At 63.4% G+C, this 16,954-nt stretch carries 10 protein-coding genes; all 10 read left to right on the top strand.

All coding sequences use genetic code 11. The annotated features are described in order from the left end of the window. The first annotated feature begins 436 nt into the window (after positions 1 to 436). Positions 437 to 1,645, top strand: a complete 1,209-nt coding sequence (locus tag PQR40_RS19565) for a capsule polysaccharide biogenesis protein (protein WP_408509674.1) — start codon at positions 437 to 439, stop codon at positions 1,643 to 1,645. Next, the gene (locus PQR40_RS19560) at positions 1,638 to 2,423 is read left to right on the top strand and encodes an SDR family NAD(P)-dependent oxidoreductase (RefSeq protein WP_408225191.1); all 786 of its coding nucleotides are present in this window, start codon (positions 1,638 to 1,640) and stop codon (positions 2,421 to 2,423) included. Before PQR40_RS19565 ends, PQR40_RS19560 begins: the two co-directional genes overlap by 8 nt. Further along, the gene (locus tag PQR40_RS19555) at positions 2,424 to 3,959 is read left to right on the top strand and encodes an LTA synthase family protein (protein WP_408225188.1); all 1,536 of its coding nucleotides are present in this window, start codon (positions 2,424 to 2,426) and stop codon (positions 3,957 to 3,959) included. Continuing rightward, positions 3,956 to 11,602 carry an SDR family NAD(P)-dependent oxidoreductase gene (locus tag PQR40_RS19550; RefSeq protein WP_408509673.1) on the top strand — a complete coding sequence of 2,549 codons (7,647 nt, stop codon included), beginning with the start codon at positions 3,956 to 3,958 and terminating at the stop codon, positions 11,600 to 11,602. The genes PQR40_RS19555 and PQR40_RS19550 overlap by 4 nt, the downstream gene beginning before the upstream one ends. Beyond that, positions 11,602 to 12,516 carry a UDP-3-O-acyl N-acetylglycosamine deacetylase gene (locus PQR40_RS19545; RefSeq protein WP_408509672.1) on the top strand — a complete coding sequence of 305 codons (915 nt, stop codon included), beginning with the start codon at positions 11,602 to 11,604 and terminating at the stop codon, positions 12,514 to 12,516. The genes PQR40_RS19550 and PQR40_RS19545 overlap by 1 nt, the downstream gene beginning before the upstream one ends. Before the next feature lie 42 nt (positions 12,517 to 12,558). After that, positions 12,559 to 13,896 carry an aminotransferase class I/II-fold pyridoxal phosphate-dependent enzyme gene (locus PQR40_RS19540; protein ID WP_408225179.1) on the top strand — a complete coding sequence of 446 codons (1,338 nt, stop codon included), beginning with the start codon at positions 12,559 to 12,561 and terminating at the stop codon, positions 13,894 to 13,896. A gap of 15 nt (positions 13,897 to 13,911) precedes the next feature. Then, on the top strand, positions 13,912 to 14,595 hold the full coding sequence (locus tag PQR40_RS19535) for a GNAT family N-acetyltransferase (RefSeq protein WP_408225176.1): 684 nt from the start codon (positions 13,912 to 13,914) through the stop codon (positions 14,593 to 14,595). 59 nt (positions 14,596 to 14,654) lie between these two features. Further along, entirely contained in the window at positions 14,655 to 16,085 is a 1,431-nt protein-coding gene (locus tag PQR40_RS19530; RefSeq protein ID WP_408225173.1) for a mannose-1-phosphate guanylyltransferase/mannose-6-phosphate isomerase, read from the top strand. A gap of 116 nt (positions 16,086 to 16,201) precedes the next feature. Further along, complete coding sequence (locus PQR40_RS19525; protein ID WP_408509671.1) at positions 16,202 to 16,399, top strand: CysS/YqeB C-terminal domain-containing protein; 198 nt, start codon at positions 16,202 to 16,204, stop codon at positions 16,397 to 16,399. Between the two features lie 155 nt (positions 16,400 to 16,554). Next, positions 16,555 to 16,947, top strand: coding sequence for a carboxymuconolactone decarboxylase family protein (locus PQR40_RS19520; RefSeq protein ID WP_408339105.1), 393 nt, complete (start codon positions 16,555 to 16,557; stop codon positions 16,945 to 16,947). Positions 16,948 to 16,954: the final 7 nt, after the last annotated feature.

Here is a 16,954-nt window from a genome sequence, read left to right as displayed (position 1 = left end):
TCTTTCAATTCCGTTGGTGCCCATTGGGCGAATCCAAGGAAAAGGGAAAGCACCCACAAAAGTGTGCAGCCACGACGGGCGCAAACGTTTTGCGTGAGCCAATACAAATCCTTACGCGGCGTTTTTTTTCGGGTTTACAAATGCAAGATGAGCGTTGCAATCCTTACAGGAAAAACGGTGGCGCATACCCAGTCAATGCACCAGGGCGGCCGATTATAGCCACCCGATAATTCAGGCGCCATCCACCTTCGTGTCATTCCAACAAATTTCCTTATTTTTCTTACCGTTACTTATTTTTTATGTCGCAATGTTGTATTCTTCGTTCCTTGCTTAAGACCAGCAGCAACTATTCAAACGATTCCAAGGTCTCCGGGGGAAGGGCGCATGGGTTCGGCGTTCTATAGGTAGAGCCCAGGCCGCTTTTCGACGTTCCAACATGCACCGTTCCTTTCTCGCCCTGCAGGGCACGGCTTCCCCGTTCTTTAGCCGACTTGCCACTGCACTGCGCGAGCGTGGTCACGCGGTACGTCGAGTTAATTTCTGTGGTGGTGATCTGGCTTACGCCGGTAATGGCGACGCCTGGAATTTCCGCGACCAAGCGAGCGAATTAACAGTTTGGTATGTCAATCGAGTGAAAGCAGGCGGTTTTACCGATGTCATAATGTTCGGCGACTGCCGTGAAATTCATCGCCATATGCATCCTGTTGCGCAAGCTAATGGGATGCGCGTTCACGTCTTCGAAGAAGGCTACGTCCGCCCGCATTGGCTGACATTGGAAAAACACGGTGTAAATGGCCGTTCGCAGTTACCCCGCGATCCCGCGTGGTATCTGGATCAACGCCGCGTCATACCGCCGAGCCCGGCAGGGCATCCCACCGGCTACAACCTCTACGAACGCGCCTTCCACGACATTCGTTATCGCAGCGCCAACACATTATTTGCTACGCGCTTCCCGCATTACCGCAGCCATCGTCCGAGAAACGGTTTTTTCGAATACTCAGGACTCGCCGCGCGGGCATTGCGTCAACGCCAGCATCATCGCGATTCCGATAATGTCACGCGGGATCTGCTTGACGCCGGCCATGCGTATTACATCTTCCCGCTGCAATTGAACTCGGACGCGCAGATCGTCGTCCACTCGCCGTTCGACGGTGTGCGTGAAGCAATAACAAAAGTCATCAAGTCATTCGCGCGGCAGGCCCCGGCCGATAGCTGGCTCGTGATTAAAAACCATCCCCTCGACACTGGCCTGATCGACTACCGCCGTCATGCCGAACAGCTTGCCCGCGAGCTCGGTATCGCCGATCGCCTGCGTTTCATCGACGCGGGCCATCTACCGACGCTGCTCGATCACGCACGCGGTGCCGTGGTGGTGAACAGCACGGTCGGCTTGTCGGCGCTGCATCACCGCCGTCCGCTGATCGCACTCGGCACGGCGATCTACAGCATTCCGGGCCTGACATGGCAAGGCTCGCTCGACGATTTCTGGCTGCACGGCGAGCAGCCGGACATGAATCTATACCAGGCCTTCCTGGACTACGTCGTCCACCACACGCAGATCAACGGCGACTTCTACACCCGCTCCGGCATTGCCATGGCAACAGCCGGTGCCGTGCAGCGTCTCGAGGCGGCGGCGTATGCCTAGCGCCGCCCCGCGCCACATCGTCATCACCGGCGCGAGCGCGGGGCTTGGCCGCGCGCTCGCGCTGGCGTATGCGGCGCCCGGCGTGGTTCTCGGTCTCATCGGCCGTGACGAGAAAAGGCTCGAAGAATCGGCCAACGCCTGCCGTGCAAAAGGCGCGACGGTGGAAACCGGGCTGATCGACGTCCGCGATGCCTTGGCGATGCAATCCTGGCTGCGCCAATTCGACGACGCCCACCCAATCGACCTTCTGATCGCCAACGCCGGCGCGGCCAGCACGCTTGCGTCCGCGCAAGACTGGGAAGAGCTCGAACGTACAGCCGCCATCGTCGACACCAATTTCTACGGCGCGATGCACGCTGCCCTGCCGGTTATCGCCCGCATGCGCCCGCGCCGCAGTGGCCAGGTCGCGCTGATCAGCTCGCTCGCCGCCTTGCGCGGCATGGCCATTTCGCCGGCTTACTGCGCCAGCAAGGCGGCCATCAAAGCCTACGGCGATTCAGTCCGTCCGATCCTGTCGCGCGACGGCGTCCGCATGTCGATCGTCTTGCCCGGCTTCGTGAAGACGGCAATGAGCGACGTTTTCCCCGGCGATAAACCGTTCCTCTGGTCGGCCGACAAAGCCGCGCAGCACATCCAGCGCAAACTGAAAGCGGGCCGCGCCGAAATCGCGTTCCCCGGTTTGCTTGCTTTCGGCATGCGTCTTCTGCCGTTGCTGCCGGTGGTCATGGCCGATGCGATTCTAGGCGGGTTGTCTTATTTGCCCCGCGAGGAGCGCTGATTGGAAACGACCCTCGCGCTCAGCTTCACGGTCGCCGCCGGCCTCGCGTTTCTGCCGGAAGCGATCGCGGTGCCGCGCGCGTCGTTGCGACGTTCGCCGATCGCCTTTGCTTTGCACGTCGCCGCAATCGTTTTCATTTGTCTGTGCCTGTTGCTGGTCACCGGGCGCGTAAGATTTTCCGCATTTGTCGCAATCGCGCTGGTCGCGCTGCTCGCCGGCGTGAGTAACGCCAAATATGCGTCGCTACGCGAGCCGTTTGTCTTCACCGATCTGAGCCTGTTCAGCCAGTTGTTCGCGCATCCGCGTCTGTACTTGCCGTTTCTCAGCGTAGGCACGGTCGTGGCGATCGTCATGGGTATCGCGGTGGTGATCGGCGGTTTTGTCGCGGAAACGCCAATGGGCAGCAGGCCAATTGGGGCTATCGCGATTGCTGCGGCCGCCTGCCTGGCCGCCGGCTATCTGCTCGCCGCACGCTTGCCGCTCACACTGAATCCCTCCGACGATCAGAAGCGTCATGGTTTCTTTGCGGTATTCGTCGCTTATCTGCTGAACGGCATGAAACCGGCCACGCCGCGCCAGTTACGCCTCGCGCTGGCCGCTGGTCCGTTTGCCACAGGCGCGCCGCGATCAACGCCCGACGTGATCCTGATCCAGAGCGAATCGTTCTTCGACGCACGTCGCCTCACTGAATCGATCGCTCCGGCCATCCTGCATCACTTCGACACCGCACGCCGCGAGTCTGTCCAGCACGGCGAACTGGTCGTCCCTGCCTGGGGCGCCAATACAATGCGCACGGAGTTCGCGGTCCTGACCGGTATTGAGGGCGCGCAACTCGGCTATGCGCGCTTCTACCCGTACGCATTCGTGCGCCGTGCCTGCGCATCGCTCGCCTCGTGGTTCAAACACAGCGGCTATCAGACCAGGGCGATTCACCCGTACTACGCAGATTTCTTCGGTCGTGAGCGCGCTTTCAGGCATCTCCAGATCGACCGCTTTCTCGACATCAAATCGTTCGCCGATGCCCCGCGCGCCGGCCCCTATGTCGCCGATATGGCGGTGGCCGAGTCGATCATCCAGGCGCTAGACGAACCGCGCGACAAGCCCGCCTTCATCTTCGCGATGACGATGGAAAACCACGGTCCGTTGCACCTCGAACTCGTGCAGGCAGGCGAGGGCGCTGCCTTCCACACCCTGGGTGACGACGCGCGCTGGCGCGATCTGACCGCCTATCTGCGCCACCTTGCCAACGCCGACGCGATGCTCGGCCGGCTGCTCGCCGCACTGCGCGCACGGCGCCGCGACACGGTGCTGTGTTTTTACGGCGATCACGTGCCGGCACTGCCGCGCGTGTTCAGCGAACTCGGCTGTGAGCCGGCTCGCAGCGACTACTTTATCTGGCGCAATTACGGCGACGCGCCCGCCACGAATGAAGCTTTGCGTGCCGAGCAACTCGGCCTCGCCCTGATTCGAGCACTCGAACCAGGTTTGCCGAGCGGTGAACCGGCGCGCACGTTGCACCCAACAACAGAACGATGACTAAACCGATTGCTATTGTGGGGATGGCCTGCCGCTTCCCCGGCCATGTTGAGAGCCCTGACGATTTCTGGGCGTTGCTGCGCGACGAAAAAGATGCGGTCACGCAAGTACCGGCAGACCGTTTCGGCACGGAGTTTTACCAGCACCCGTCCAAACGCGAAGCGGGCAAGAGCTACACGTTCTCGGCCGGCGTGCTCGACGATGTCGCCGGTTTCGACGCCGCCTTTTTCGGCATTTCGCCGCGCGAAGCACAGCAGATGGATCCGCAGCAACGCCTGTTGCTCGAACTCGCATGGGAAACCTTCGAAGATGCGGGCGTGCGCCCGCGTGACATGGAAGGCAGCAATTGCGCGGTCTATATCGGCGTCGCGAGCCAGGACTATGGCAATCGTTTCGTCGACGACCTGAACGCGGTGGACCCGTATTCGGCTACCGGCAATACGCTCAGCATCGCGTCCAACCGTCTGTCCTATCTGTTCGATCTGCGCGGGCCGAGCGTATCGGTCGATACGGCCTGTTCGTCGTCGCTGGTCGCCTTGCATCAGGCGTGTCAGACGCTGCAATCGGGCGACGCCGAGGTGGCGCTCGCGGGCGGCGTCAATCTGCTGCTGCATCCGTTCGGCTTCGTGACGTTCTCGAAAGCGTCGATGCTGTCGCCCCGCGGGCGCTGCCGCGCGTTCGACGCGACTGGCGACGGTTACGTGCGCTCGGAAGGCGGCGCGCTGGTGATGCTCAAGACGCTCGAGCGCGCCCTGGCGGACGGCGACACGATTCACGCGGTGATCGCCGGTTCGGGCGTCAATTCGGACGGCTACTCGCAAGGCGGGATCAGCGTGCCGGGCGCGGCGACGCAAGCGGCATTGCTGCGCACGGTCTACGAACGCGCGGGTGTCGATCCGCGCTCGCTCGCCTATGTCGAGGCACACGGTACGGGCACGGCGGTCGGCGATCCGATCGAAGCGCGCGCCTTGATGGAAGTCGCATCGGCGGGGCGTTCGATCGATCAACCGCTGTTGATCGGCTCCGTGAAGACCAACGTTGGCCACCTCGAAACGGCTTCGGGTATGGCAGGGCTGATGAAGGCGATTCTGTGCCTGAAGCACCGTGCTGTGCCGAAGACGTTGCACTTCGAAACGCCGAATCCGGCGATCGATTTCGTGGGTGGCCGCTTGCGTGTTGTAGACCGGTTGACGCCGCTCGACAGTGGCACGGAGCCGTTGGTGATCGGCGTCAATTCGTTCGGTTTTGGCGGCACCAATGCGCACGTCGTGTTGCGGGAAGCACCGGCAGCAGGCGCCATCGCGCGAACCGAAAACGACTCACTGGCACTGTTGCCGCTGATTCTCTCGACTCGCACCGTAGCCGCGCTGGCCGCGCTGGCCGCACGCTATCTGTCGATGCTCGATAACGGCACGCCGTGGAGCACCCTGGCATCGAACGCGGCGCACCGCCGCCAATGGCTCAAGCACCGCGCGATCATCGCGCCGGCGACGCCAGCCGAGGCGCGCGCCGCGCTTGCCGCGCTAGCCGACCCGACGCAGGATCACACAGAACCGGTATTCGTGCAGGGTGAAACCCCGGGCGACGATACCCGTCTCGCCCTGGTGTTCTCCGGCAACGGCTCGCAGTGGGCCGGCATGGGCAAGCAATTGCTCGAACAGGAGCCGGTGTTCCGTGCCGCGCTCGACGAACTCGACGCGTTGTGGCGCGCCGACGGCAGTGCCTCGCTGGTCGAGGTGCTGCGCGAAGGCGTTACCGCCACCACGCTGCAAGCCACCGAGCACGCGCAGCCGCTGTTGTTTGCGATCCAGGTGGGCGTAGTGCGTGTCATTGAAGCACGTGGTGTCGGCTATGACGTGTGCCTCGGCCACAGTGTCGGCGAAGTCGCCGCGGCGTGGGCGTCGGGTGCGCTGACGCTGGCGCAGGCCGTCCATGTGATCAAGATTCGCAGCCGCGCACAGGCAAGCACGCGCGGCACGGGCCGCATGGCCGCCGCCGGGCTCGGCGAAGCCGCCATGCGCGCGCTGATGGCGCAACTCGGCGTGGACACCGCGGTTGAAGTCGCCGGTGTCAACAGCCCGCAGGCGGTCACGCTGGCCGGCCCGCTCGGCGCGTTGCAGGTGCTCGAAGCCGCCGTGAAGGAAAGCGGCCGTTTCTTCCAGATGCTGGAACTGGACTACGCGTTCCATAGCTGTCAGATGGACCCGATCGAGCCGGGCGTGCTGCAGGGCCTCGCCGATCTCGCGCCGAATGCCGCAACACGTAGCTTCGTTTCGACCGTCACAGGCGCCGAACTCGCGGGCACCGAACTCGATGCGCACTACTGGTGGCGCAATATTCGCGAACCAGTGCGTTTCGGCGATGCCGTTGCGCAGATCGCCCAGACGGGCGTGCGCCTGTTCCTCGAAGTCGGCCCGCATTCGATTCTGCGCAGCTATGTGACGCAGACGCTCGACGAGGCCCGCGTCAGCGGCCGCTCGCTGCCCACGCTCAAGCGCAATCACGACAGCGCGCAGATGCTCCACCACGCGATCTACGCGATGCTCGCGAATGGCGCGCGCGTGGACGCCGAACGTTTCGCGCCGTTGAGCGCGCGGGTGGCGCTGCCGTCCTATCCGTGGCAGCACGAACGTTATTGGGTCGGCCCGACCGCCGAGGCTTATAACCTGGTCAATCGTCGCCGCGAACATCCGCTGCTCGGCTACCGTCTTGGCGAGCACGCGCTCGCCTGGGAAAATCAGCTCGATCCGGCCGGCCTGCCCATGCTGGCCGATCACGTGGTCGATGGCGGCGTGGCGTTCCCGGGCGCGGGCTACGTCGAAATGGCGCTGGCGGCCGCGCGCGTGCATTTCGGCACGCAAAGCTGCGCGGTCGAGAACCTCGAAATCCGTCTGCCGGTCGTATTCCAGCCGCAGCATTCGAAACTGTTCCGCTTCACGGTCGATGTGCGCACCGCGAGCTTCACGATTGAAACACGTGACCGCATGTCCGACGAAGCGTGGTCGCTCAACGTCACCGGCCGCTTGCTGGCGAGCGGTTGCGCGCTGGGTACGGAAGGCGGCGCGGGCACACTGCCGGCCACCACGCTCACCGACCTGTTCGCGCAGCCGGCCATGTCCGGCGCAACGCTGTATGCAAACACCACGGCGATCGGCCTGAGCTATGGCCCCGCATTCCAATGGGTGCGCGCAGTGCACGTCGACACGGACGCCGACATTGCGCTTGCCGAAGTGGAAGTCCCCGCCGTACTCGCGCAAACCGAAGCCACACTGAGCGCCTATGCGCTTCATCCGGCATTGATGGACAGCGGTTTCCATCCGCTGTTCGCGTTGCTTGCGTCAGCGGATCAGGCTGAAATCGAACACGCTGCGTATGTGCCGGTGCAAATTGGACGCATCGACTATCTGCGCGGCGACGCGATTCGCTACGTGGTCGCCCGGATCGAACGGCGCAGTCCGCATTCGGTGGTGGCATCGTTCGAATTTGCCGACGCGCATGGCGCGATCATCGCGCGGCTCGGCGCATGCCGTTTCCGCCGGGTCGATCTGATGGGACGTCGTCAGCATGCACCTGCACGTTATGCGTATATCGCCGAAGCCAGGCCACTTGCCGCCGACCTCGACGCACACATGTTGCCCGAGCCGGCTGCATTGCTCGAAGACGGCGTGGGGGCATTGGTAACGCAGGAAGATCAGCCGCGCCGGCAGGCCCATCTGACCGAAATGCTGCCGCTGCTCGACGTGCTCGCCAGCGCGTACGCATTGAACGCGCTCGACGCGATGAACATTTTTGCGCAAGCAGCGCTGCCGGACTGTGCACACCCGGCATTGCTGGCGCGTCTCGTGCAGATCGTCGTTGAAGATGGTCTGGCGCAGCGCGACGGTACGCGTCTCGTGCGAGACGCCGCGGCCTGCGCAACTCTCCCGGGCATCGACGAACTGTGGCGCGACCTGCTTGCGCAGTCGCCCGCGCACGTGGCGGAACTGACCCTGCTCGCGCATTGTGGCGCGGCGCTGCCCGCCGTGTTGCGCGGCGAAGTGAGCGGCGCGCAGATCCTGCCGCCTTCGCGCAGCAGCCTGGTCGAGCACTTCTTTGAAGCTTCGCCAACGTGGGCGCATGTCAATGCGTTGACCGGTGCTTGCCTGCATCGCGTGATCGAAGGGTGGAGCGAACCGCGCCGCTTGCGCGTGCTCGAACTCGATTCGCCCTTGAGCGACGTGCTTCAACCGCTCGCGATTCACGTGCCGGTGTCACGCTGCGACTACACGATTGCAGGTACGCATGAGCAGTTGAGTGGCTTCGACGCGAGCGAGCATCCGTCTATCCGCATCGCGAACATCGAGTTCGGCGACGCGCCGCGTCTGTCTGGAATCGAAGCCGGCGAGCGTTACGACATCGTCGTGGCGAGCCACGTGCTTGCCGCACAGAACGAGCCGCGCGCGCTGCTCGCCGCGCTGCGCGGCTGGCTTGCGCCGGGCGCGCTGGTGGTGATCGCGGAGCCGCGCAATAGCCGCTTCGCCGATATCGTGTTCGATCTCGACGCAGACGCCGCGCACGCCAACGCGCGCCGCGCGGCATGGCTCTCGCCGGTCGCGTTGACGAAACACCTCGAAGAAGCCGGCTTTGAACAGGTCGCACGGCATACGGAGCAGGGTCTGGATCTCGAAGGCGCACCGACGCTGATCGTTGCACGCGAGCCGCGTACGGGCGCTTCTGCTGGCAACGTGAGCGAAGCGCAGGCGCCGTCAGCGCATTGGTCCTTACTGTACGCAGCGGAAACCGCAGCCGACGAGACCCTGACCGCTGCCTTGCGGGCCGCTGGCCACACGACGTCGAGCAGTACGCTCGCGGCGCTGCGTCACGACATGAGCAAGCTGGAGGCGCCGGCGGGGCGCCCGCATCACGTCGTATTCATCGCGCCGGATCACACCCTGTCCGCCGATGCGGATGGCGCGGAAGTGATGCACGTTCAGCAGCAAACCACGCTCGCGCTGGCGCAACTGGTGCGTGATCTCACCGCGGTTGCCGGCGTGATGCAGCCGCAATTGTGGATCGTGACACGCGGCGGTGCGCCGGTCGCCACACCGTTTGCCGATGCCGCGACGCTGCGTCCTGAGCAAGCCGCGATGTGGGGGCTCGGCCGTGTGCTGGCCAACGAGCATCCGGAACTGTCGTGCCGTTTGATCGACCTGTCTCCGGCGTGCCGCGAGGCAGGTGCCGAGTTGGCGCACGAACTGCTTTCGTCCGACGGCGAAGAAGAAGTGCTGCTCACGTCACATGGCCGCTACGTGCCGCGCATGTTGCCGGCGGCGAGCGCTGCACTGCGCAGCGAATCTGCCGCGGTACGTCCACAGAACGAAGCAGCGGTGCTCGGTTTTGCATCGCCCGGTTCGTTGCGCAATCTCGAATGGTTCGCGCTCACGCAACACGAACTCGCCGCCGATGAAGTCGAAATCGAGCCGGTTGCGACCGGGCTCAATTTCCGCGACGTGATGTACGCGATGGGTTTGCTGTCCGACGAGGCCGTCGAAAACGGCTTTGCCGGCGCGACGATCGGCATGGAGCTGTCGGGGCGCGTCGCGCGCGTCGGCCGTAACGTGCGGCGTTTCGCGCCGGGCGATGCGGTGCTCGGTTTCGCGCCGGCGTCCTTCGCGAGCCATGTGCGCACGAAGACCGAGGCCATTGCTCACAAGCCCGAACGTCTGACGTTCGAAGAAGCGGCCACGGTGCCGACCACCTTCTTCACGGCGTACTACGCGCTGTGCGAGTTGGCGCGACTGCGCCGCGGCGAGCGCGTGCTGGTGCATGGCGCGGCGGGCGGCGTGGGGATCGCGGCGATCCAGCTTGCGCGCCATCTGGGCGCGGAAGTTTTCGCGACCGCCGGTAGCCGCGAGAAGCGCGAATTCGTGCGCCTGCTCGGTGCCGACCACGTGTTCGATTCGCGCAGCCTTGCATTTGCCGATGAAATCCGCGAACGCACGCAAGGTGCGGGTGTCGATATCGTGCTCAATTCGCTGGCTGGTGAAGCGATGGTGCGCAGCATCGACACGCTGCGTCCGTTTGGCCGTTTTCTCGAACTCGGCAAGCGCGACTTCTACGAGAACAGCCGTATTGGTCTGCGGCCGTTCCGCAACAACATCAGCTATTTCGGCATCGATGCCGATCAGTTGATGAGCGCATTGCCGAATCTGACCGCGCGTCTGTTCGAAGAGGTTATGCAACTGTTTGCGGACGGCGTGCTGCATCCGTTGCCGTATCGCGCGTTCCCGGCCGAACGGGTCGAAGAAGCATTCCGTCATATGCAGCAGGCGCGTCAGATCGGCAAGATCCTCGTGACGTATCCAGCCGGCACACCGAATCCGTCGCGCGTGGCGGACGGCGCGGAAGCGCTGCGACTCGATCCGAAAGCGGCATATCTGATTGTCGGCGGTACGGGTGGGCTTGGGTTCGCCTCCGCGCGCTGGATGATGTCGTGCGGCGCGCGCCATCTGACGCTCGCGAGCCGTTCAGGCACGCTCGCACCAGAACTCGCCGCAGAGGCCGCGCTTTGGCGTGAAGAAAATGGCACACAGGTGTACACGGCGGCCTGCGATGTCACCGACGCAGCCGCGCTCGACATAGTGTTCGCCGATATCGCCGCGCGCGGCACACCGCTCAAGGGCGTGCTCCATTCGGCGATGGTGATCGACGACGGCCTCGTGCGTAACCTGGACGACGCCCGTTTCGCAGCGGTGCTCGCACCGAAGCTGGCCGGCGCATGGAACCTGCACCGCGCCACGCGTGGCATGACACTCGACTTCTTCGTGGTCTATTCATCGGCAACGACTTTCCTCGGCAATCCGGGGCAGTCGAGCTATGTGGCGGCCAATACCTTCCTCGAGGCGCTGGTTGCCCAACGCCGCGCGGCCGGTTTGCCGGGCACCTACATGGCATGGGGCCCGCTGGACGACGTCGGTTTCCTCGCACGCAATGCGGAGACTCGTGAAGCGCTGCAGTCACGCATCGGCGGCCTCTCGATCACGTCGGCCGAAGCGCTTGCTGCATTGGAACGTGCGATTGTCGACATGAACGTGGGCGAAGCGGTGGTACGGCTCGACTGGCAGGCGCTTTCGCTCGGCATGCCGGCCGCGCGCGCTCGCCGCTACACGGACATGCATGCGCGCGGCAGTCACGAACCGGCGCGTCAGGGCGGCGCGCAGATGCGTGACCAGATTCTCGGACTGGCATTCGCGGATGCGTTGCAACTGGTCGCAGAAACCTTGCAGGCACAGATCGCGCGCATCCTGCATATGTCGCCGGAAAAAATCGAAACCGGCCGTTCGATTCTCGACATGGGCATGGATTCGCTGATGGGCATGGAGCTCGGCATGGCTGTCGAAGAGAGCTTCCAGGTCAAGCTGTCGATCATGACGATGGCCGAAGGTGCAACGGTGCATTCGCTGGCGCAACGGATCGTCGAATCGATCCAGACGCAGAACGAGGCCGCCGAGCCGAATGGCGTCGCGGCTCAGGTGGCGACATTCGCCGCGCAACATGCGCTCGACGTCGGCACGCATGCGCTGGCGGATGTGGCCGGTGCGTTGTCGGGGCAAGCGGACACCACAACACCGATATCGACACAAGCCGCGACGGAGCTCGTCTGATGAACGCGCCCGCAGGTTGGAGCCGCCGCGAAGGAACGCTCGCGCGACCGCTGGCGTTAAGCGGTCACGGCCTGCATACCGGACGGCGCGTGAACGTGCGAATTCTCCCGGCCGATACCGATGGCCCGCGCGGCATCGTGTTCCGGCGGATGCGGGGCGCTGGCGTGCTGGCCGAGCTCGCGGTGAGTCCGGCGTTGCGGCGCGGCCAGCCGCTTTGCACGATGCTCGAAAGTGCAGATGGCGTCCGCGTGCGCACCGTCGAGCATCTGCTGGCCTCGTTGCTGACCTGCGAAATCGATCGCGCGACCGTCGAACTGGATGCCGAAGAAGTACCGATTCTGGACGGCAGCGCGCAGCCGTGGATCGACGCGATCCGTGCGTGCGGGCGCACCGAATTACCACATGCCAAGCGCTTCATTCGTGTGCTGCGTCCGGTGAAAATTGCGGACGGCGAGGGCACACGCGACGAGCGCAGTATCTCGATCGAGCCGTCGGCCGACTATGAAATGGCCGTGCGCAACGATCTGAAAGGCTTCGGCGCATTGCGCTGGGACGGCGCGGTAACGCCAGCAAGTTTTGCCGAGGAGATCGCTCCGTCGCGTTCATATGGACGGGTCAAATGGGCGATCCCCGCAATTCTCGCTGGCTACGTGCGCGGCATGCCGATTCTGCGTGGCGCGCGTCTATCGTGCACCGCTGCGATTGTCGGTAACCGCGTGCTGGGCGGTATGCGCGTGCCCGATGAATTTGTGCGGCACCGCGTGCTGGATCTGGTCGGCGACATGGCGATGGCCGGCGCGCCCTTGCTCGGTCGGGTCACCGCATTGCGGCCGAGTCATGAAATGAACTACCGGCTGGTTGCCGAACTGCTCGCGACGCGCGACGCGTGGGAATGGGCCGAATTTCCGGCTTGATATCGACATCAGGCCGGCACCTCACAGGGTTATCTGAATAGCATGGGATTGGGTGATCACATCCGCCAGCAACTCGCCGCGAAGGCGTTGATGCGGCAACTGGAACGCGTCTCCGAAGAGGCGCAGACGCCGGGCGCGCCGTTGCCTGCCGGCGGCACGCGCGCGGCTCAGGACGCTTCGCGCGCTGCGCTGTGCCGCTTTGAGACCATGCCGGGTTATCAGCAGGTCGAAATAATGCGGCAGATGGGCGAGAAGCTGCAGGTGCAGTCGCCGTTTTTTCGCGTGCACGAAGGTATTGCGGGCGCGACCACGCAGATCGGCGGCGCGGAGTATCTGAACTACGCGAACTATAACTATCTCGGTCTCGCCGGCGATCCGCTCGTTTCCGCGCGCGCGAAAGCGGCGATCGACCGCTATGGCACGTCGGCATCGGCGAGCCGGATGGTGGCGGGCGAACGGCCCGTGCAGCGCGAACTCGAAACGGCGCTCGCTGCGTTGTACGAGGTGGACGACTGCGTCGTGTTCGTGAGCGGCCATGCGACCAACGTGACGGTGATCGGTTCGCTGTTCGGTCCCGGCGATCTGATCGTGCACGATTCGCTTGCGCACAACAGCATCGTGCAAGGCGCACAATTGAGCGGCGCGAAACGGCTGAGCTTTCCGCACAACGACTGGCAGGCGCTTGACGCATTGCTCGCACGCGTACGGCACGATTACCGGCGTGTGCTGATTGTGATCGAAGGCCTGTACAGCATGGACGGAGACATTCCCGATCTGGCGCAGTTCGTCGACATCAAACGCCGGCATGCCGCGTTTCTGATGGTCGACGAAGCCCACTCGCTCGGCGTGCTGGGCGAGCAGGGCAAGGGCGTTCGTGAGCATTGCGGCGTGGCGAGCAGCGACGTCGATATCTGGATGGGTACACTCAGCAAAACATTGGCGGGGTGCGGCGGGTTTATCGCCGGCTCCCAGGCGCTGGTCGATATCTTGCGGCATCTTGCGCCCGGCTTTCTGTATAGCGTGGGTCTCGCGCCCGCACTGGCGGCAGCGTCGCTTGCCGCGCTGGAAAGACTGATTGCCGAACCGGAGCGGGTGGCGCTGCTGCGCGCGCGTGGCAAACAGTTTCTCGACGAGGCGCGGGCCGCCGGTCTCGACACCGGTAAAAGCGCGGGCTATGCGGTCGTGCCGATTATTACCGGTAGCACCCTGAAGGCGGCGCAGTGGGCCAACGCGATGTTTGCGGAAGGCATCAACGTGCAGCCGATTTTCTATCCCGCTGTTGAAGAAAAGGCGGCGCGTTTGCGGTTTTTCATCTGTTCGACGCATGAGCCGGAACAGATCAGTCGAACCATTGCGGCGCTCAAGCGCCTGCCTCGTTAGAGAGGAACACCCGCCATGTACGCCGTTCAATCAGAGCGCGTTCGCGCGCAGCAGCAGGGTCGGGAATCGGGCGCGTTGCAGGCCCGTCCCGCGCGAGCGGAAGACGCCGAGGCGTGCGCGTCGTTGATTTTCGCCTCGGGCGTACGGGAGTTCGGGTTCTTTCTCGGTGAATCTGACAAACGGTGTGCCGAGTTTCTGGAATTTGCCTTCACGTCGAAACACGGCCGTTTCTCCTATCGGCGGCACCACGTCGCCGTGACGGGCGACGGCAAGGTGGCGGCGGTGCTTGCCATGCATGACGGCCGGAACACCTGGTTTGACGATCCGCATGTCGCGCTGATGCTGCTCATGTTTTTTGGCGTGCGCCGTACGGTTGCCATGCTGTTGCGCGGCTTGGTGCTGGAGAGCGAATTGCCCGCGCCCAAGTCGTCGCAGACACTGATTGCACATTGCGCAACTGGTGAACAGATGCGGAGTACCGGTGTGTTCAGCACGCTATTTACCAGCGTGTTGCGCGCGGGCCTGATGCACGACGAACCGGATCGGCAGATCGTCCTGGACGTACTGGTCAGCAATCGGCGCGCGTACGATTTGTATCAACGCCTCGGCTTTGTCGAACTGCCGCGCCGCGCGCCAATTTCGCGCCGTTTGCCGCATGAACTAGAATCGGTGCGAATGCAGCTTATGCGCAGGGCTTGAATGGGGGCAGAGGGAATCGGCTCGCGCAAATTCAAACAATACCTAGAGAGGAACAGACCATGCATATTCATCCAGTGATTCTTTGCGGTGGGAGCGGCACCCGGCTGTGGCCGATGTCGCGTGGCGGATATCCGAAGCAATATCTCAAGCTGACGGGCGAAAACACCCTGGTTCAGCAAACCGCACTGCGCTTGAGCGGTATCGCCGACGTCGCATCGCCGATCGTCGTGACGAATAATGAACAGCGCTTTCTGGTTGCCGAACAGTTGCGCCAGGTCGATGTCGTGTCGTCGGCGATCGTGCTCGAGCCCGCCAGCCGCAACACGGCGCCGGCTATCGCGGTCGCGGCGTTGCTGGCACTGCGCGAAAGCCCGGACGCATTGCTGCTCGTTCTGCCGTCCGATCACGTGATCACCGGCGAAGCGGTTTTCGTCAAAGCGGCCGAAGCCGCCGCCCTGATTGCCAAAGACGGCTACCTGGTCACGTTCGGCATCACGCCGACCGAACCGCATACCGGTTACGGCTACATTCGTTCGGGTGCGAGTCTCGTCGAAGGCGAGCCGACCTTTGCGGTCGACTCGTTCGTCGAGAAGCCGGATGCAGCGACAGCGCAGCGCTTTCTCGAGGACGGCAACTACTACTGGAATAGCGGCATGTTCATGCTGAAAGCGTCCACCTACATGGAGGAGCTGCGCCGCTACGAACCTGAAATCGCGAAGCAGGCTGAACTTTCTCTGGAAGGTGCGCAGCGCGACAACGATTTCGTCCGTCTCGAAGCACAAACTTTCTCGGCCTGTCCCAACATCTCGGTCGACCATGCCGTGATGGAGAAAACGAAGCGCGCCGCCGTGGTCGCGGTCGCGGATCTCGGCTGGAACGACATCGGCTCGTGGACTGCGCTTGCTGACATTGCGGAGCGCGACGCGCAGGGCAATGCGCTGCTCGGCGACGTGCTGACCGATGCCGTGACCAATTCGTACATCCGCGCCGAGCACCGGCTGGTTGCCGCGATCGGGCTGGATAACGTCGTTATCGTCGAGACCGCCGATGCTGTGCTCGTGGCGCATCGCGACCAGGCGCAGGACGTCAAAAAGATCGTTGCGCAGTTGAATGCGATGGGACGTCACGAGTCGGTCACACACCGTCGCGTGGTGCGGCCGTGGGGATCGTATGAGGGTATCGACAGTGGCGACCGGTTCCAGGTCAAGCGCATCGTTGTCAGCCCCGGCGCGCAACTGAGCTTGCAGATGCACCATCATCGTGCGGAGCATTGGATTGTCGTCAAGGGCACCGCGCTCGTTACCAACGGCGATAAAGAGATCATCCTGACCGAAAATCAATCGACGTACATTCCGCTCGGCGTGACGCATCGCTTGCTGAATCCGGGCAAGATTCCGCTCGAGTTGATCGAAGTGCAGTCCGGCGCCTATCTCGGCGAGGACGACATCGTACGGTTCGAAGATACGTATGGGCGTGTAGCGAAGGCTTAAACGCAGTCGCGACTGATCGTAGTGCACACGGCGACGAGAGACAGTTGCCGTGTGCCTTTTGGCTTTTGTTGAGACGCCCGGCAGAGGTACAAGCCACGAATTACATGCGACCCGAGATGCGGTACGCACTAGCTCATATTGTGTCTGCGATTCCCGCCGATATCGCGCTTCTCGCCAATGCGCGTGAAAAGGCCCGCGTCGCTAAAGACTGGAACGAGGCCGACCGTCTGCGTGACCATTTAAGAGCCGAGGGCTGGCACGTTGAAGACAGTGCGAGTGGGCAGGTGCTGCGTCGGCTCGATAAGATGCAATAGCGATATCCGGGCGTGGCGGCCGTGCTCGTGCGTTCCAACGGCGCAATGCATTCGCTCGATCCGTCGGAATTCTGGGCACAATAGGCAACGCCGCGCCACTCGCGCACGAATCGCCGATTCCCCGCCGATTCCCGTTAGCAAGCAAAGGAGGACGTATGAGCCAGCTTAAAGCCGTCGAATATTCCGCAGCTTCGCCCGAAGTCAAAGCTGTCTACGACGACATCAAGCAGACCCGCCAGGTCGACGACGTCAATAACTTCTGGAAATACATCGCCCAGCATCCGCCTACGCTCGCTCGTACATGGGACAGTCTGAAGGACGTGATGGCGCCGGGCGCGCTCGATCCGCTGATCAAGGAATTGCTCTACGTTGCCGTGAGCGTGACGAACAACTGCGCTTACTGCGTCGCGAGCCATACGGCTGCGGCCCGCCGCGCCGGTATGACCGACGAGATGTTCGGCGAGCTGCTGGCAGTGGTCGGCATGGCGAATGAGACTAACCGCCTCGCGGTGGGATATCGCGTACCGATCGACCCTGCGTTCGAGTAACGGCGCG

The organism is Paraburkholderia sediminicola (assembly GCF_046026855.1).
Classification (GTDB): domain Bacteria; phylum Pseudomonadota; class Gammaproteobacteria; order Burkholderiales; family Burkholderiaceae; genus Paraburkholderia; species Paraburkholderia sediminicola_A.
This window is presented reverse-complemented; position numbering and strand designations above follow the sequence as displayed.